General features: G+C 65.7%; 21 protein-coding genes. 8 read left to right on the top strand and 13 right to left on the bottom strand.

What is annotated here, in order from left to right; all coding sequences use genetic code 11:
* Positions 1–113: 113 nt before the first annotated feature.
* On the bottom strand, positions 114–578 hold the full coding sequence (locus VGT77_RS06475) for an Lrp/AsnC family transcriptional regulator (RefSeq protein WP_327460736.1): 465 nt from the start codon (positions 576–578) through the stop codon (positions 114–116).
* A 107-nt stretch (positions 579–685) separates the two neighbouring features.
* On the opposite strand from VGT77_RS06475, the gene ald reads away from it, so the two are divergent.
* Positions 686–1,789, top strand: coding sequence for an alanine dehydrogenase (gene ald, locus VGT77_RS06470; RefSeq protein ID WP_327460734.1), 1,104 nt, complete (start codon positions 686–688; stop codon positions 1,787–1,789).
* A 145-nt stretch (positions 1,790–1,934) separates the two neighbouring features.
* On the top strand, positions 1,935–2,153 hold the full coding sequence (locus VGT77_RS06465; protein WP_327460732.1) for a DUF3072 domain-containing protein: 219 nt from the start codon (positions 1,935–1,937) through the stop codon (positions 2,151–2,153).
* Between the two features lie 31 nt (positions 2,154–2,184).
* Here the strand turns inward: VGT77_RS06465 and VGT77_RS06460 are convergent, their stop codons facing one another.
* The 8 genes from VGT77_RS06460 to VGT77_RS06425 all read right to left on the bottom strand — a co-directional run bounded on the left by VGT77_RS06460 (position 2,185) and on the right by VGT77_RS06425 (position 9,674).
* Positions 2,185–2,868, bottom strand: a complete 684-nt coding sequence (locus VGT77_RS06460) for an N-acetylmuramoyl-L-alanine amidase (protein ID WP_327460919.1) — start codon at positions 2,866–2,868, stop codon at positions 2,185–2,187.
* Between the two features lie 5 nt (positions 2,869–2,873).
* Positions 2,874–3,761 (bottom strand): DMT family transporter, encoded by an 888-nt coding sequence (locus tag VGT77_RS06455; RefSeq protein WP_327460730.1) that lies wholly within the window; start codon positions 3,759–3,761, stop codon positions 2,874–2,876.
* Between the two features lie 44 nt (positions 3,762–3,805).
* A complete protein-coding gene (locus tag VGT77_RS06450) occupies positions 3,806–4,639 on the bottom strand; it encodes a CheR family methyltransferase (protein WP_327460728.1) in 834 nt (277 codons plus the stop codon).
* Positions 4,636–5,730 (bottom strand): chemotaxis-specific protein-glutamate methyltransferase CheB, encoded by a 1,095-nt coding sequence (gene cheB / locus VGT77_RS06445; protein ID WP_327460726.1) that lies wholly within the window; start codon positions 5,728–5,730, stop codon positions 4,636–4,638. Before cheB ends, VGT77_RS06450 begins: the two co-directional genes overlap by 4 nt.
* A 10-nt stretch (positions 5,731–5,740) precedes the next feature.
* Positions 5,741–6,106, bottom strand: a complete 366-nt coding sequence (locus VGT77_RS06440; RefSeq protein WP_327460724.1) for a response regulator — start codon at positions 6,104–6,106, stop codon at positions 5,741–5,743.
* 85 nt (positions 6,107–6,191) lie between these two features.
* The gene (locus VGT77_RS06435) at positions 6,192–6,626 is read right to left on the bottom strand and encodes a chemotaxis protein CheW (RefSeq protein ID WP_327460722.1); all 435 of its coding nucleotides are present in this window, start codon (positions 6,624–6,626) and stop codon (positions 6,192–6,194) included.
* Positions 6,626–8,974, bottom strand: a complete 2,349-nt coding sequence (locus VGT77_RS06430; RefSeq protein WP_327460720.1) for a chemotaxis protein CheA — start codon at positions 8,972–8,974, stop codon at positions 6,626–6,628. The genes VGT77_RS06435 and VGT77_RS06430 overlap by 1 nt, the downstream gene beginning before the upstream one ends.
* Before the next feature lie 55 nt (positions 8,975–9,029).
* Entirely contained in the window at positions 9,030–9,674 is a 645-nt protein-coding gene (locus VGT77_RS06425) for a histidine phosphotransferase family protein (RefSeq protein ID WP_327460718.1), read from the bottom strand.
* Positions 9,675–9,800: 126 nt separating this feature from the next.
* On the opposite strand from VGT77_RS06425, the gene VGT77_RS06420 reads away from it, so the two are divergent.
* Positions 9,801–10,142 (top strand): SWIB/MDM2 domain-containing protein, encoded by a 342-nt coding sequence (locus VGT77_RS06420; protein ID WP_414713359.1) that lies wholly within the window; start codon positions 9,801–9,803, stop codon positions 10,140–10,142.
* Between the two features lie 105 nt (positions 10,143–10,247).
* Here the strand turns inward: VGT77_RS06420 and VGT77_RS06415 are convergent, their stop codons facing one another.
* Positions 10,248–10,679 (bottom strand): M67 family metallopeptidase, encoded by a 432-nt coding sequence (locus tag VGT77_RS06415; protein ID WP_327460716.1) that lies wholly within the window; start codon positions 10,677–10,679, stop codon positions 10,248–10,250.
* Between VGT77_RS06415 and VGT77_RS06410 the strand changes: the two genes are divergently transcribed.
* The 5 genes from VGT77_RS06410 (at position 10,660) to lexA (ending at position 14,523) form a co-directional block, all read left to right on the top strand.
* Positions 10,660–11,616 (top strand): RluA family pseudouridine synthase, encoded by a 957-nt coding sequence (locus tag VGT77_RS06410; protein ID WP_327460714.1) that lies wholly within the window; start codon positions 10,660–10,662, stop codon positions 11,614–11,616. The two genes, VGT77_RS06415 and VGT77_RS06410, sit on opposite strands and share 20 nt — an antisense overlap.
* 63 nt (positions 11,617–11,679) lie before the next feature.
* On the top strand, positions 11,680–12,585 hold the full coding sequence (rpoH, locus tag VGT77_RS06405; protein ID WP_327460712.1) for an RNA polymerase sigma factor RpoH: 906 nt from the start codon (positions 11,680–11,682) through the stop codon (positions 12,583–12,585).
* Positions 12,586–12,726: 141 nt separating this feature from the next.
* Positions 12,727–13,455, top strand: a complete 729-nt coding sequence (gene mtgA / locus VGT77_RS06400; protein ID WP_327460710.1) for a monofunctional biosynthetic peptidoglycan transglycosylase — start codon at positions 12,727–12,729, stop codon at positions 13,453–13,455.
* A 98-nt stretch (positions 13,456–13,553) separates the two neighbouring features.
* Complete coding sequence (locus tag VGT77_RS06395) at positions 13,554–13,772, top strand: hypothetical protein (RefSeq protein WP_327460708.1); 219 nt, start codon at positions 13,554–13,556, stop codon at positions 13,770–13,772.
* Between the two features lie 91 nt (positions 13,773–13,863).
* The gene (gene lexA, locus VGT77_RS06390) at positions 13,864–14,523 is read left to right on the top strand and encodes a transcriptional repressor LexA (protein ID WP_327460706.1); all 660 of its coding nucleotides are present in this window, start codon (positions 13,864–13,866) and stop codon (positions 14,521–14,523) included.
* Between the two features lie 143 nt (positions 14,524–14,666).
* Here lexA and VGT77_RS06385 read toward each other — a convergent pair whose 3' ends face one another.
* From VGT77_RS06385 to VGT77_RS06375, 3 genes are all read right to left on the bottom strand, one after another.
* On the bottom strand, positions 14,667–15,848 hold the full coding sequence (locus tag VGT77_RS06385; RefSeq protein WP_327460704.1) for a hypothetical protein: 1,182 nt from the start codon (positions 15,846–15,848) through the stop codon (positions 14,667–14,669).
* A gap of 84 nt (positions 15,849–15,932) precedes the next feature.
* Positions 15,933–16,427, bottom strand: a complete 495-nt coding sequence (locus tag VGT77_RS06380) for a GNAT family N-acetyltransferase (RefSeq protein WP_327460702.1) — start codon at positions 16,425–16,427, stop codon at positions 15,933–15,935.
* The gene (locus VGT77_RS06375) at positions 16,424–16,693 is read right to left on the bottom strand and encodes a YdeI/OmpD-associated family protein (RefSeq protein ID WP_327460700.1); all 270 of its coding nucleotides are present in this window, start codon (positions 16,691–16,693) and stop codon (positions 16,424–16,426) included. The genes VGT77_RS06380 and VGT77_RS06375 overlap by 4 nt, the downstream gene beginning before the upstream one ends.
* Between the last annotated feature and the right edge of the window lie 17 nt (positions 16,694–16,710).

The following is a 16,710-nucleotide window of genomic DNA, read 5'->3' as shown; positions in this document are numbered from 1 at the left end:
TCGCGGCAATCGAAGATGAAGCATCATCATGCGCATAACAATCGAAAGCGGTTCAAGGCCCCCAGCGAACCGCGGCGCGCGCGCCTAGCACCTCTCTGCAAGGCACGCAATCGTCAGGCTCCGAACAGCGCATCTGCCTCGGTGCGCGTCGGCACACTGCGCAGCACGAAGCTCGAACTGATCGTCGTCACGCCCGGCAAGCGGCCAAGATGCTCGCGGTGCAGGCGTTCATAATCGTCCAGGTCCTTCGCCACGATCTTCAGGCGATAATCATGAGCGCCGGAGATCAGCGCACATTCGACCACGCCGTCGATCTCCGCCACGGCGCGTTCGAACCGGGCCAGATCCTCTTCGACCTGAGTCGACAAGGTAATGTCGACCAGTGCGGTGACGTGGAAGCCGAGCTTCTTGTGCCCCAGCCGCGCGCCATAGCCGGCGATGCGGCCGGACGCTTCGAGGCTCTGGATGCGCCGGGTGCAGGCCGATTGTGACAGGCCGGCAGCTTCTGCGATGCGGTTGACGGGTGCGCGGGCGTCCTGCGCCAGAGTCTTCAGAATTGTTCGGTCGATCCGGTCCATGGCCCCATTTCTATGCGCAATGCCATGGCTACACCACTGCTCTTTGCAAGGATTTGCCTGGCCACTTCGCGCTATGAGGCGTTAGCCAAATCTCCAGGAGAGCGAAGATGCGCGTTGGCGTGCCCAAGGAAATCAAGAACCATGAATATCGCGTGGGCCTCACCCCTCCCTCCGTCGCCGAGCTGGTCGCAGCCGGGCATGAGGTGGTCGTGGAGACCAAGGCGGGCAGCGGCATCGACTTCGACGACTCCGACTATGTCGAAGCGGGCGCGCGCATCGTCGGCACGGCGGCGGAGGTCTTTGCTCAGTCCGACATGATCGTGAAGGTCAAGGAGCCGCAGGCTCAGGAGATCGCGCTGCTCGAGCCGCGCCACCTGCTCTTTACCTATCTCCACCTCGCGCCTGACCCCGACCAGGCGCATGGCCTGATCAAGTCCGGCGCGACCTGCATCGCCTATGAGACGGTGACCGCCCGCGACGGTTCCTTGCCGCTCTTGAAGCCGATGTCAGAGGTGGCCGGCCGCATGTCCGTGCAGGTCGGCGCCCACTATCTGGAAAAGGAACAGGGCGGCCGCGGCGTGCTGCTGGGCGGCGTGCCGGGCGTGTCGCCTGCCAAAGTCGCGATCCTGGGGGGCGGGGTCTCCGGCGTGAACGCGGCGCAGATGGCGGTCGGCATGCGCGCCGACGTCACCATCTATGACATCTCCAACACGCGCCTCGCCGAACTCGACATGTTCTTCGGCTCGCAGATCAAGACGGTCTATGCGTCGAAGGCGGCGATCGCCTCGGCGGTGCAGAGCGCGGCGCTGGTGATCGGCGCGGTGCTGGTGCCGGGTGCCGCGGCGCCCAAGCTCGTCACCCGCGACATGCTGAAGACGATGAAGCGCGGATCGGTGCTGGTGGACATCGCCATCGACCAGGGCGGCTGTTTCGAGACGTCGCACCCGACCACGCACGAAGACCCGGTCTATGAAGTCGACGGGGTCATCCATTATTGCGTCGCGAACATGCCGGGTGCGGTGGCGCGGACCTCCGCCTTTGCATTGAACAACGCGACCCTGCCCTTCGCGGTCAAGCTGGCGAACATGGGCGCGGAAGCGGCAATGCGCGCCGACCAGCACCTCGCCAACGGCCTCAACGTCATGGGCGGCAAGATCAAGCACCAGGCCGTCGCCGAGGCGCTGGGGCTGGAATATTCGCCCTTCGCATGAACCTGCGCGCTGCTATCTCGCTCGTCCCGAGCGAAGTCGAGGGGCGCGGCTCAGAGCCAACGCCCTTCGACGACGCGCTCCGCACTCCGCTCAGGACGAGCGAGGATGTGCGGAACAAGACCAGAACATGGCGCGTTCTCAGCGCATGACCGACCAGCACGATCCCAAGGAACAGCCCATTGGCAACGCCGACAAGGACCCGGACGATTGGGTCACCGGCGACGAGCCGATGACCGGCGCCCAAGCCTCTTATCTCAAGACGCTTTCGGAAGAGGCGCATGAGGATTTCGACGGCGGCCTTAGCAAGGCCGAGGCGTCAAAGAAGATCGATGCGCTGCAGGAGAAAACCGGGCGGGGCCAGTAAGGCATAGAAGCGCCGTCAGTGCGAGGCTTCCCTACTCATCCCCCTGCGGCTTCGGGAGCAGCAGCGCCAGCAGGATAGCGCGGCATTCGCCGTCGATGGTGCCGTCGATCAGTTCGGGGCGGAAGCGGCGCTGAAAGGCGACGGTTGCGGCGAGCGGGTCCGTCACTTCATAGCCGAAGCGTTCGAGCGCGAGCAGGAAGCCGGCGTCGCTCCAGCCCGGGTCCATCAGGTTCTTGGTCGGACGGGGCAATGCCAAGCGCAGCTTGGCCAGTCGGGCCCACGGGAAGAGTTCGCCCGGATCCTGCTTGCGCGCGGGCGCGATGTCGGAATGGCCGACGACATTGCCGCGGGTGATGCCGTAGCGCTCCTTGATGCCCTGCATAAGCTGGATCAGCGCATCGATTTGTTCGTCGGGGAATGGGCGGTAGCCGAACTCATGGCCGGGGTTTACGATCTCGATTCCGATCGAGGCGGAGTTGATGTCGGTGATGCCGCGCCAGTGCGAGCGGCCGGCATGCCAGGCGCGCTTGTCCTCAGGCACCATACGGACCACCTGCCCGTCCTCCGTCACCACATAATGGGCGGAAACCTTGGCTTCGGGATCGGCCAGTCGCGTTATGGCCGAGGCGGCATCCTGCATTCCGGTGTAATGCAGCACGACCATCGAGATCGGCGCGTCCCGCTCGTCGAAGTTCGGCGAGGGCGTGTCGATGATCTGGTTCAAGCGCGCTGCTCCCTCACCCTAGCCGATCGGATGGTGATGATCGCCACGCCGGTCAGCGCGACGATCCCGCCCAAAATCATCAGGGGCGTCAAGGGCGTCTCGAAGAACCAGGAAGCGAAAAGCACCGACAGGACCGGCGACGGCAGGGTCAGCGGCGTCACCAGCGCGACCGGATGCCGCTGCAACAGCCAGGTCATCGAGCCATGACCGATCAGGGTCGACCCGATTGCGGAAAAGGCGACCCAGCCGAAGCTGCTAAGCGGGATGGCGGGAATGGTGCGCATACCATGCGGTTCGAAGGCGAGCGCCACCGGTGCCAGCATCGCTGCGCCGACCAGGCCGATCCAGGCGTACATCGTCATCACCGGAACGCCCTTCAGGTTGCGCTGAATGAGCGAGGACACCGCCCAGATCGCGCTCCCCAGGACGGTTAGGGCAATCCCCGGCAGTTCGTGCACGACGGCGGGATCGAAGACCAGGATGGCGACGCCAGCGATGGACAGGGCAACACCCGCGATCCGGTATTTGTGGATGCGCTCGCGGAACACGATCACCGCCAGCAGCATCGAGAAGGGCACGCCTAGCTGTCCCGCGATAGCGAGCGCGCTGACATTCTCGGCCACCGCCATTGACAGGTTGATGACCAGGAAGAAGGCACCGCCCGTCAGTACGCCCAATGCGAGCAGCTCTTTCATGCGGCCGGGCACGATCCGCAGCCAAGACAGGCAAACGGCGAGCACGATTGTCTGACGGAGGAAGGCGGCCGTCATAGGCGGAATCTCGATCACCGCCATCTTAACCGCGATGATGTTCATACCCCAGAGCAGGTTCATCACCGCGGCGACGGCGAAGTCGCGGGCGCCAAGGCGTGGGGCGATGGTCATCGGCGTCGCTCTAGCCGCATGCAGCGCGGCTGCAACCCGGATGGTCAGGCGACGCGGCGCGCCTTGGCGGGACTGCGCGCGTAGAGTCCGCGGGCATCGGGCGCCGATATGAAGGCATCGGTCTGCCCGATCACCGTCTCTCCTGCTCCCAGCATCAGCAAGCCGTCTGGCGCGAGCGAGTCGGCCAGGCGGTCGAACGCTTCCCGGCGCCGGTCGGGCGAAAAATAGAGCAGCACGTTACGGCACAGGATCAGGTCGAAGCGGCCGGTCTGCGCCATCAGCAGATTGTGCCGGCGAAAGCGGAGATAGCGCGAAAGCTCCCGCTTGACCCGCCAGTCGGGCCCCACCTGGTCGAACCAGCGCAACATCGAGGTGACCGGAAGGCCGCGCTGGATCTCGAACTGGGTATAGAAGCCGGACTTGGCCTTGGCGAGCGCGGCGTCCGACACGTCGGTGGCGGTAATGTCGATTGTCCAGCCGTTCCACCGCACCGGATTGTCGGCGAAGATCATCGCCAGCGAATAAGCCTCCTGCCCCGTCGAGCAGCCGGCGCACCAGATGGAGAGACGACGCGAGGTTGCGCGGCGTTCGCGAAACTGTTCCAGCACCGTCGTGCGCAGCTGATCGAACATTTGCGCGTCACGGAAGAAGAAGGTCTCGTTGTTGAGCAGCGCCTCGACAACATCGCCGGCTAGACCGGGATCGCGACGGCTCTCGACCGCTTCGGCAAGCGCGCGGAGGTCGGCTATGCCGCGCTCCTTCATCAGCGATTTGAGCACCGTTTCTACGCGCCAAACGCGGTTCGGTCCGATCTGCTGGCCCGTGCGTTGCTCCAGCAATGCCGTCAGCGTGCGAAGCGCCGCCTTGTCCGCGCTCATGCGGCAACTCGATCGCGGCGCGAAAGCAGGTCCGCGATCTGGAATGGCGGCAGCATGGCGCTTGCAAGACCCGCGGCCGCCACGGCGCCAGGCATGCCCCAAACGACCGAAGATTCGCGATCCTGAACGAACACGTCGGCATCGACTGAAGCCATACGCTCGGCCCCCCGTAGGCCGTCGCGACCCATGCCGCTCAGCACCACGCCCACGCCTGAGGCGCCGAACACTTCGGCGACGCTGGCCAGCATCGGGTCGACCGAGGGCAGACAGCCGCTTTCCACGCGTTCGTTGGTGATGCGCACGCGCGGCATACCGCCGCCCAACTCGACGCAGAGATGTCCTTCGCCCGGAGCGACGAGCACTCGGCCACGGGCGAGAGGGACGCCGGGACGTGCGACGCTCGTCGCCCGCCCTGACATTTCCTGCACCTGGCCCGCGAAGATGGTCATGAAGGATGGAGGCAGGTGCTGCGTGATCAGGATCGGCGCTCCAAAGCTCGCTGGAAGGCCGCGGAGCAGGTCGGAAAGGGCGTGCAGCCCGCCGGTCGATGCACCAATGGCAAGACACGCGACGCGATTGTCGCTCAAGCCGCGCAGCGTCACGCTGTGGCTCTGCTCGCGCTGACGGTCGGCCGACGCGGACTCGTCCGGCGCGTGGCCGATGCGAATCAATTTTTGCGCGAGCACGTCGGAGAAGCGGGCCCCGAACGTGCCTGCGCTCGGCTTGGCGAGCGTATCGGCGGCACCCAGGGTCAAGGCGCGGATGGTCGCCTCGGCGCCCTGTTCGGCAGATGAAGAGACGATCAGCACGCGCGCGCCGCGACTAGCTAGAATCAGGTCCGGAAGCGCGCTCAGTCCGTCCTGCCCGGGCATTTCGATGTCGAGCAGAATGATGTCGACGCGTTGGCTGGCTAGGAAGACCATAGCCGCGCTGGCGCTCGGAACGGTCGCCGCGATCTCGAATTCGGGCCGGTCGCCAACCATGCGCGTGAAGACGGCTCGCGCCACGGCCGAATCGTCGACGATCAGCAGCCGGATAGGCCGTTTCGCCGGCGCACGTGCGCCTACAGCAGAATGGGCCCGGTGCGGCATCGTCGGGCGCTTAGGCGAGGCCGACGATCTGGAGCTTGCTGGCGATGGTGTCGCGGTCGAACGGCTTCATCACATATTCGTCGGCGCCGGCTTCGATCGCCGCCTTGATGTGGCCGATGCCGTTTTCGGTCGTGCAGAACACGACTTTGGGACGCTTGGGCAGCTCGGTCAGGCCAAGCGCCTTCAGGAACTCCATGCCGTTCATAACCGGCATGTTCCAGTCGAGCAGCACGACGTCGGGCGGCGAGGCTTCGCAATGGGTCAGCGCATCGCGGCCATCACCGGCTTCGGCGACTTCGAAGTCGAGCGTCTCGAGAATGTGGCGCGCGACCTTTCGGATGACCTTGGAGTCGTCGACAACGAGGCAGGTTTTCATGTTGGTTCACTCGACCTTTGTTCTGATCGACCCTGCTTAGCGGCAGAGAGTAAGGACGGAGTTAAGGGCCGACGACGGCAGGCCCTTAGGCGGCGAGCGCCTCATCTGGTCCCGCGATGATCCGCTCCGGATCGATCAGCAGCAGCGCTTCGCCGTCCAGCTCGAGCATGCCAAGAGCCACCCTCGCCCAGCCCGCCTCCAGCCGGCCGCGGATCGGCTGGGGCGGCTCGTCGATGACGCGCGCATCGTCGATCGAGCCGACCAGCAGGCCGTAATGATGCCCTTCGACGCTGACGACGACAGCACGGCCGCCCTTCTCGCCACCATCTGCGAGCTGGAGCGAGCGTTCGCAGGAAATAACCGTCAACACCTTGCTGCGCAGTGCCGCGAGGCCTGACACGTGTGGCGGCGCAAGCGGGACCGGGGCAACCTCACCCAGATCGACCACCGACTCGACCAGTGACGCGCGAATCGCGACCGGCTGGCCGGCAATCGTCGCTATCAGATACAATTTCTCCATCAGGCGCTCCGTTTCGCCAGCTGCCGCTCGATGGCGGAAAGCAGTCCGACCCGATCATAGCGATAGACGCTGTCGTCACTGGTGCCGCTCAGCTCCGCCCGCAGGCGGATGACCGGCGCGGCCACCTGTCCCGCCGGCGTATCCGCGCCAGCCAGGATGATGTCGGGCTGGGCTTGAGTCTCAACAGCCCCGAAGCCGACGCGATAGCCTGCCGTTTCCAGCAGAGGCCGCAATATCTCGCGGGACCAGCGATCCTCAGGCTCGGCGATTAGGCACAATGGCTTGGCCTCCGTCGGGCGTGTGGCGGACTCGGCCTGAGAAAAGAGCCAGAACAAGTCGATTAGTTCGACCTGCTCGCCATCTACCAGTGTCACGCCGGCGATCGGTCCTTCCGAGGCAGCCGCGTGCATCTCCGGAGACAGCTGGACGATGTCGATCACATCGTCGATGGCATAGGCCAGTTCCGAGGCGCCATCGCTCAGGCGCAGCAGCTTGACGGGCGCGTCGCCGGCCAGCAGCGTCTCGTCCGCGCCGAGCAGCGGCAGGAGGCGACCGTCGATCGCGGCGCGCAGCCGGCCTGCCGAGAAGGCGACCTGCTCGGCGGGGACGTCCTCGAGCCTCTCGACCACACCGAGGCGAATGCCGCGCCGGCGCCCGGACAGGTCTTTAAACAAAAGCGTAGAGACAAGCTCTCCCTTGTCTTCGACCGTCTCGGCCTCGATCCCGGCGAGAACATCCTCCTCCTCGGCCTGTACGCCTGCACGATCGGCGAGGCCCGCCGCGTCCAGCATCAGCATCGGCACGCCGCTGTCGGGCAGCGACATGCCCCCATAGATGCCGGTCGCCATCACGGCGGGCGAGGCTGGCTTGATCACCAGTTCCTCATGGTCGTGCACCGCCTCCACGCACAAGGCGTAGGACAGACCGGAGCCCGCGCTCACCACGACGATGGTGCGGCCCGAGGTGGTTTGGGGACAGCCGAGACCGAGCACCTGCTCCATATGGACCAGCGGCAGGGTGCGGCCGCGGATCGTCGCGAAATGGGTGTCGCCAAGCGTGTTGATGCGGATCGCGGCGCTCGACACGTGCACGATCTCCTCGATCGCCGCGCGCGGCAAGGCGAAGGACTGACCGCCAGCCGACACGGTTAGGGATGCGATGATGGTGAGTGTCAGGGGCACGCGGATGATCGTCCGCAGCCCGGCACCCGGACGGTTTTCCAGCTCGATGGACCCGCCGATCCGTTCGATATTGGACTTGACCACGTCCATGCCGACGCCACGGCCGGAAATGGCGCTCACTTGGTCGGCGGTACTGAGCCCCGGCGAGAAGATCAGCGACGCGCGCGACGACGGTGGCAGGGCATTCGCCAGCTCGGGCGTGATGACGCCGAGCGAAATGGCCTTGGCGACGACCCGCGCTTCGTCGATGCCGGCGCCGTCGTCGGCGATCTCGATGACGATCTGGTTGCCCGATTGGCGCGCGCCGATCGACAGCCGGCCGTGATCCGGCTTGCCACGCTTGCGGCGCTGATCGAGCGGCTCGATGCCGTGATCGATCGAGTTGCGGACCATGTGAGTCAGCGGATCGCGGATCAGCTCGATCATCTCGCGGTCGAGCTCGACGTCGCTACCCTCGATCTCCAGATCGACCTGCTTGCCGAGTTCGGCGCAGGTGTCGCGCACCATGCGCGGCAAGGCAGAGAAGAGCTTTTCGATCCGCTGCATGCGGGTGCGGGTGATCGAGTCCCGCATTTCGGCGACACAGTTGGACAGGCGTTCGAACGCTCCGCCCACCTCGCCTTCCACGCCGATCTCGCGCAGCCGGCGCGACAGTTCGTTGCGGGCGAGCACCATGTCCGACACGCCGCTCATAATGCGATCGAGCAGTTCCAGCGGCACGCGGATGCTGCGGGTCGGAGCACGAGGAACCGCGGCATTGACCTGGGTAGACGGGGTGCCGGTAACTGGACACATCTTATTATCGGCCGAGAGCGCCGCGATCAGCAGGGTATCGTCGCCGGCTGGCATTTCTGACCCGCTCTCCAGCGCCTCGGTCAGCTCGCCGATGCGGTCGATGATCGCGAGCACGGCGCTGACCAGCGTTCCGTCGGCAGTACGGGTGCCGGCGCGGACATCGGCGAGCGCATCTTCCGCGGCGTGGCTCAGTCGCTCGAAGCGCGGCAACTCCAGAAAACCGCAACTGCCCTTCACCGTGTGCACGAAGCGGAAAATGGCGTCCAAGCGCGCCCGGTCGCCCGGATCGGTTTCCCACGCGATGATTTCGCCGGACAATGCGTCCAGCGTTTCGCGCGTTTCGGCCAGGAATTCAGCCAGCAGATCGTCCATTGGGCCCTCGACCTAAGTGGCGAGGGCTATGGCGCCTCATCGGTTAAGAGCCGGTTTACCCGTCGTTGAGGACAGCCCCGAACATCACGAACGGATCGTCGGGGCCGGAAACCTGGATCGATCCGCGCGCTTCCCTGACCAGTTCGCTCGCCAGCCAGGCCGCCGCGGCGCGGGGCGTCACTTCATCGGCCGAGGTGCCGCCTTCGAGCGCCCGGCGCAGTTCCGGATCGAGCACCAGCCGCGGCCCTTCGGCTCGGACCACCATCTCGGTGCCGGTCGCCGTATTCTCGGCACCGATGTCCAGCCGCCCGCCCCGCACCAGCGCGTCGCCGGCGATCAGCGCCAGGTTCAGCAGCACCTTGATCGCGGGCTTGCTGAGCGTTGCCGGCTCGACCATCCAGCCGATCTCGATGCGGCCGCTCTCGCCAAACATGCCTTCGATTGCGGTGCGCGCCTCGCGTGCATCGACCTGATCGCCGAAGCCGCCGGCCGCCCCGAACGCCAGACGGAAGAATTTGAGCTTGTTGGCGGAAGCCCGGGCGCTTTCGTTCAGCAGGTCTAGGCAGCGCGCGCGCATCTCCGGATCATGCTCGTCCGCCAGCAGCTCCAGCCCGTTGTTGAGTGCGCCGACCGGACTGAGCAGGTCGTGGCACAGGCGGGAGCAGAGCAGGCTGGCGAAATCGATGGCGCTGGTCGTCATGACGCCGTCCTGTGACGAAGCGTATCGCGGCGGGCAAGTGTTTAAGGATGGGGTGACGCAACGATCCGGTGAGCCCGGCGTATTGCAGGGTCAGTAACATAGGCTAGCAGCGAAAGGGTGACGGCCATGGCACGTACGGCGGAGAAGCGGGGCAAGGACGAGACCAAGGCGGCGGTCAAGAAGGTGAAGGCGACCGGCAAGCCGGCGGGCGGCGCGCGCGGCGGTATCACAGCACCGGTCACCCCTTCACCCGAGTTGGCCGAGATCGTAGGCAAAGCCGACCTGCCGCGCAGCGAGGTCGTCAAAAAGGTCTGGGACTATATCAAGAAGAACGATCTGCAGGACGCCAAGGACCGCCGCCAGATCAATGCCGACGAGAAGCTCGGCAAGGTGCTCGGCAAGAAGAAGTCGGTCAGCATGTTCGAGATGAACAAGCATCTGAGCGGCCATCTCACGGCGAAGAAGTAGCCGGTCACCGCTCCTCACCCGTCATTGCGAGGAGCGCAGCGACGAAGCAATCCAGAGGTCCAGCGCTGCGCTGGATTGCTTCGCTGCGCTCGCAATGACGGACGATCAGCGCTCGGCAACAAGTAGTCGCACCTCTTCCAGGCCGACCGGCGTCGCGCGCCAGGCCCGAACTTCGCCTTGGGCGACGATAAGCCATAATCTGCCATCTCGCGGCGCCATGGCTGCATCGGTGCCAGAGGGCTCCGCCTGCCCGTTCGGGTGGGAATGGTAATAGCCGATGAGGGCAGGCCCGCCTGCCCTCTCCTGCCGCATCGCCTTGAACAAGGCCGACGGGTCAATCTCGAACTGCCGCACCGGGTCTTGGGCAACGTTTCGCGTTCGCATGGTGGCGCTGATCCGCTCGCCCGTCCCGAACAGCAGTCCGCAGACTTCATGCTCCGGGGCGGCGGCATGGGCCAGCAGTTCGCCCAGCACCGCGCTTGAAATTCCGACGCTCGTCACCACCTCCGCGTAACGAATGTGCCGGGGGGTTTCCATCGTTGAAGCGGTGATCGGGGCGGACGCCGAAGGCTGGCGTCTGGACCGCGCACTCGCGTCGGCGCTGCCGACATTGTCACGCGAACGGATCAAGGCTTTGATCTCGGCCGGCCAGGTCCGGCGCGGCGATGGCCAGACACCGCGCGATCCGGCCATCAAGGCTCGCGCCGGGGAGAGTTTCGCGGTCGAGGTGCCGGCGCCCCGGCCCGCGCACAACGAAGCGCAGGATCTGGGGCTGACGGTCGTCTATGAGGACGATCACTTGATCGTCATCGACAAGCCTGCCGGCATGGTCGTGCATCCGGCCGCGGGCAATCCGGACGGGACGCTGGTCAACGCCCTGCTCCACCATTGCGCGGGCAATCTGTCGGGCATCGGCGGCGTCGCCCGGCCGGGCATCGTGCACCGGATCGACAAGGACACCTCGGGGCTGCTCGTCGCGGCGAAAACGGACCGGGCGCATGAAGGTCTAGCGAAGCAGTTCGCCGCCCACACGATCGACCGGCGCTACAAGGCAATCGTCGCGGGGCTGCCGAAGAGCGGCGAAGGCACGGTCGATGCGAACCTCGCCCGGTCGGACGCAAACCGGAAGAAGGTGGCGATCGTCGGCGAAGGTCGCGGCAAGCGTGCGGTGACGCATTGGCGGCTGGAGCAGCGCCTTCGCGACTCGGCGCTGGTCGAATGCCGGCTCGAAACGGGCCGCACGCACCAGGTGCGCGTGCACATGGCGTCGATCGGCCACCCGTTGCTTGGCGACCCGGTCTATGGGCGCAGCCGGCCGGGCACGCGCGAGGTTTTGAAAACATTGGGTTTCGAACGGCAGGCCCTGCATGCGGCACGGCTCGGCTTTGTCCATCCGATCGATAGTCGAAGTTTGTCGTTTGACAGTCGAATGCCGAGTGACATGCAGGAACTGTTAAGCGCACTGGCGGTATAGGTTTGTTAAGCTTTTGCTCACCGGACAAAAGGCGGGGAGCGTCGGCAGGGAGAACAGAATATCATGGCCAATGGCAGAAACGTACCGGCGACCATTCCGGCGCTGGGCGGCGAGGCCAGCCTCAATCGCTACCTCGCCGAGATCAAGAAGTTTCCGATCCTGGCGCCCGAGCAGGAATATATGCTCGCCAAGCGCTATCAGGAGCATGGCGATCCGGAAGCGGCCGCCCAGCTGGTCACCTCGCACCTGCGCCTCGTCGCCAAGATCGCGATGGGCTATCGCGGCTATGGCCTGCCGGTCTCGGAGCTGATTTCCGAAGGCAATATCGGCCTGATGCAGGGCGTGAAGAAGTTCGAGCCGGACCGGGGCTTCCGTCTAGCCACCTATGCGATGTGGTGGATCAGGGCCTCGATCCAGGAATTCATCCTGCGGTCGTGGAGCCTCGTCAAGATGGGCACCACGGCGGCGCAGAAGAAGCTCTTCTTTAATCTCCGCCGTATGAAGAACCGCATCGACGCCTTCGAGGATGGCGACCTCAAGCCCGAGGACGTGACCAAGATCGCGACCGATCTCGGCGTCAGCGAAGACGATGTGATCTCGATGAACCGCCGCATGGCGATGGGTGGGGACACATCGCTGAACGTCACCATGCGCGAGGATTCGGAAAGTCAGTGGCAGGACATGCTGGCGGACACCGATCCGCTGCAGGACGAGCGCATCGCCGAGGAAGAGGAGAAGCAGGTCCGCCACGAGCTGCTGCTCGAGGCGATGGACGACCTGAACGATCGCGAGAAGCACATCCTGACCGAACGGCGGCTCGCTGAGGAGCCAAAGACGCTGGAGGAACTCTCCCAGGTCTATGGCGTCAGCCGCGAACGCGTCCGCCAGATCGAGGTGCGCGCGTTCGAAAAACTGCAGCGCGCGATGATGCGGCTCGCCGGAGAGAAGCGGCTGCTCGCGCTGGCGTAAGTCACACCGGCCATATTCGTCATTGCGAGCGTAGCGAAGCAATCCAGTTCGTCGGAAGGTCCTGGATTGCTTCGTCGCTTCCGCTCCTCGCAATGACGGGGCAGAGGATGACGACGGCGCAGGCTTGCGATAGCAGGTGCCATGGCAAGCGTTGCCCGCCCCCGCCCCTCCTCTCGCCCCAAGCCGAAGCGGCGCTTCCGGCCGATCCGTTTTCTGTTCCGGCTGGTGCTCGGCTTCGTCCTGCTGTCGCTCGCCTGGGTGCTGATCTACCGCTTCGTGCCGCCGCCCTTCACCTTCACGATGATGGGCGATGTGCTCGGTGGGCGCAGCGTCGAGAAGGATTGGATGAGCCTCGACCGCATCGACCCGGACATGGCACGCGCGGCAATCGCGGCGGAGGACTCCAAGTTCTGCTCGCATCGCGGCTTCGACGTCGATGCGATCGCCGCGGCGGCCTTCCGCAACGCCAGCGGCGGGAAAGTGCTGCGCGGCGGCTCGACGATCAGCCAGCAGACCGCGAAGAACGCCTTTCTCTGGCAGGGCGGCGGCTATTTCCGCAAAGGGCTGGAGGCCTGGTTCACCGTCCTGATCGAGACGATCTGGGGCAAGAGGCGGATCATGGAAGTCTATCTGAACATCGCCGAGACCGGCATCGGCACCTATGGCGCGAACGCCGGCGCCCAGCGCTATTTCAAGCATGACGCGTCACGGATGAGCCCAGTCGAGGCCGCCCGCATTGCCGCCGTCCTGCCGCTGCCGAAGAAACGCCCCGGCGCCGCCCCGACCGGCTATACCCGCCGCTACGGCAACACCATTGTCCGCCGCATGGGCGTGGTCCGGCGTGAGGGAATGGACGCCTGTTTGCAGTAGGTGCCGCCTCACCCTCTTTGATCCACATCAGCCAATCAGCGCCGGAACTCCGCCCGCGTCCGAGCGTTTGGGCTTCCGCATTGGACTGTGGGGCAATCATGGCTTGGTATCGACTCTATCACCTCGGGTCCGACGGGCAGCATGTGGCGCCCGAGGAAGTCGAGGCTCAGGACGATCTCACTGCGGTGCGCAAGGCGCGGACCGTGCCGAACGGTTTTGGCGCGGAGCTTTTCCACGGCCGGCGCAAGATCGCCGACGTGCCGCCCACCATCATGCACCGTCAGATCGGGCGGCAAGTGGGACTGTTCGGCGCCTGAGCCGCTCCCGTTCGCGGATGTTCCACTAAGCGCTTGACCGTTACGCCTGCGCGTCATAGACGTTCCGCATTCGTTCTGCGGAGGTCCTGCGATGTTGACGCGCAAGCAACATGAACTGCTCTGCTTCATCCACGATCGCTTGGCCGAAAGCGGCGTCTCCCCTTCGTTCGAGGAGATGAAGGACGCGCTCGACCTCAAATCCAAGTCGGGCGTGCACCGGCTGATCTCCGCCCTTGAGGAGCGCCAGTTCATCCGCCGCCTGCCGAACCGCGCACGCGCGCTCGAAGTGGTGAAGATGCCGGAGTTGGTCGAGCGCAAGGTGGTGCCAATTGCCAAGCCTAAGGTGCCGGTGCCCGCGGCGGCGAACGAGAATGTGCTCGAAATTCCGCTCCACGGCCGGATCGCCGCAGGTGCGCCGATCGAAGCGCTGGAAGGGCAGAACAGCCTGTCCGTGCCCGCCGCCCTGCTCGGGCCGGGCGAGCATTATGCGCTGGAGGTCGCCGGCGACTCCATGGTCGAGGCGGGCATTCTCGACGGCGACTATGCCCTGATCCGCCGCGCCGAAACCGCCCGCGACGGACAGATCGTCGTTGCTCTGGTCGACGATGCCGAGGCAACGCTCAAATATTTTCGCCGCGAGGGTGCGATGGTGCGGCTCGATCCCGCCAACCGCGCCTATGATCCGCAACGCTACACGCCCAACCGCGTCCGCGTGCAGGGGTGTCTAGCGGGCTTGTTGCGGCGGTACTGAGGCATAATTCTGAGCCAGCCCGGCCGTTCGGGCTGAGCTTGTCGAAGCCCTGTTCTTTTCTTGGTGCCAGAAGGAGCAAAAGCAGGCCTTCGATCCTTCGACGTGCTCAGGATCAGGCCGAGCGGCGTTGAGACCGAGGGGGCTTAACCTCCTCCCAGCGGCACCTCGACCAGCATCGGATCATCGGGCAGGCTGCCGTTGGGGATGCCGGTCTGGGTCAGCACCAGCAGCCGGTCCCCTCGGACGGCGGCAGTGGTGGCGCCGGCCAGGAACGGGTGCCCGGACGCGAGCACGTCCACTCGGGCCTTGCCGCCCGGCGACGGCGTGATGCGGAGGATACGAACCGGCTGAGTGCCGTTCTGCACCGCGAGCAGCTTGCCATTATGCGCGATCAGACCGTCGATGCCGACCAGGCTCGTGCCGGCGGCGCTCACCTCCTGCGACGCTCCGGTGGCCGGATCGACCGTGCGCAGCCCAGCCTGGTCCGCGACATAGAGGCGGCCGCCGCTATACGCGATGCCGTTCGGGTAGATGAGCGGCCTATCGAGCTTTACCTGCGTCACCGAGCTCCGCGTCGCGATCCAGACTCGCCCGCCTGTCGAGTCGGTCAGTGCCACGCGCCCGTCAGGCAGCACCGTGCTATCGTTGCAGAAGGCGCCTGCTGCCGGCAGGTCCAGCGCGGCGCGCTCGGCCAGGTCGGGCAGCGCCAGGCGGACCAGCCGGCCTTTCCCCGCCGCTTCGTCGCTGACGCAGGCAATCAGCTCGCGGCGCGGTGCATCGATGCGCAGGCCGACAATGCCCCAGCCCGCGGGCGGTGCGTAGAGCCGGGTCAGGCCGTTAGCGTCGACCCGGTGAATGCCCTCCTTCAACGCTCCGACATAGAGCACGCCGTCGGCCGTGGCCGCGACTCCTTCCGGCTGCTTGCCGGGGAGGCCGAGCTTGCGGCCGGGCATCGCCTGGCCATGAGGACGGCTGTTGGCCGCCAGCCGCTCCGCCACGACGGCAAAGCCCGGAACTTCCTTCAGTGGCGCGAGCACCGCTTCGCCGGCAGCATCAAAGCCCCAACCCGCATCGGCCAGTGCCGTCAGCTGGACCAGCGCCTCGGCGCTGCGCCCGTTCAGGGCATAGGCCCGCGCCATATTGTACTGCATGGCCGGCGACCAAGGCAGCATCGCCCGCATCTGCTCGACAGCGCTCAGATAGGCGGGATAGTCTTTCGCCTCCCGCGCGGCCCGCGCTTTCTGGCCGAGCGTTTGCAGCGTTTCCTGCGCCAGCGCCGCCGGAGCGAGCATCAGCGCGGCCAGAGTCATGACGGTTCGGATCATCCAAATCTCCCCAGCCCAGCATAGGCCCGCGCACACGTAAGGCGACCGCGCTCGTCGAAGGGCGGAACGCGTCCGTCGATCAGATCAGCGCGTCAGGTCGAGGTGCAGGAACTGGTTGAAGTCGGAGCGCACATAATCACCGAACGCTTCGCCATCGACGAAGCCCCGACGGCGGTAGAGCGACAACGCCGGCTCGAAGCCGGGGCCGCTCCCCGTCTCCAGGCTCAGCCAGCGATATCCGCGCCCGCGCGCGACGCCGATGATGTGCTCCAGCAGCGCCGCAGCCACGCCCTTGCGAAGATGGTCCGGGTGCGTCCGCATCGACTTCACCTCGCCCCTGAGCGCGTCCACCTGCTTCAGCGCGCCAACGCCCGCGATCGCGTCCCCCTGCCAGGCACTCCAGACGGTCACGTCCGGCGCCTGCAATCCCGACAGGTCGAGGGCAAACACATGCCCTGCCGGCGAGTTGGCGTGCATGCCGGCAAGATGCAGCGTCAGCAGCGCACGTATTGGCTCGCCAGCCAGATCGCCTTCCCGGATGTGCAGAGAGCCTGATTCCACGATCCGGGAAGCCGTCATTTTGTCCCCTTCGCCCGATGGGGACAGCCGGGCCAGCAGCATGGGCGGCGCTTGCCTTCGCCCAGGCTCTCAATCCCCCAAGCAACCCGCTTTGCCCGCGTCTCGGCCTTCTTCGGCGAGATCACCCAGCAGATCCACTCGTTTCGCGCGAGAGGCGTGATGTCCTCCCAAGTCGCAAGCGCCGCAGGCTCGGCGCTCAAAGCCGCCGCAAGGTCCTCCGGCAGCTCATGCACCACCCCGCCCGCAATCTGCCGGACATTCGCCATGCCTCATTGTCGCTGCA

Origin of the sequence: Sphingomonas sp. (genome assembly GCF_035944535.1) — a bacterium.
Classification (GTDB): domain Bacteria; phylum Pseudomonadota; class Alphaproteobacteria; order Sphingomonadales; family Sphingomonadaceae; genus Sphingomonas_B.
The sequence above is the reverse complement of the archived record's forward strand: the minus strand, read 5'-3'. Positions and strand labels throughout refer to the sequence as shown.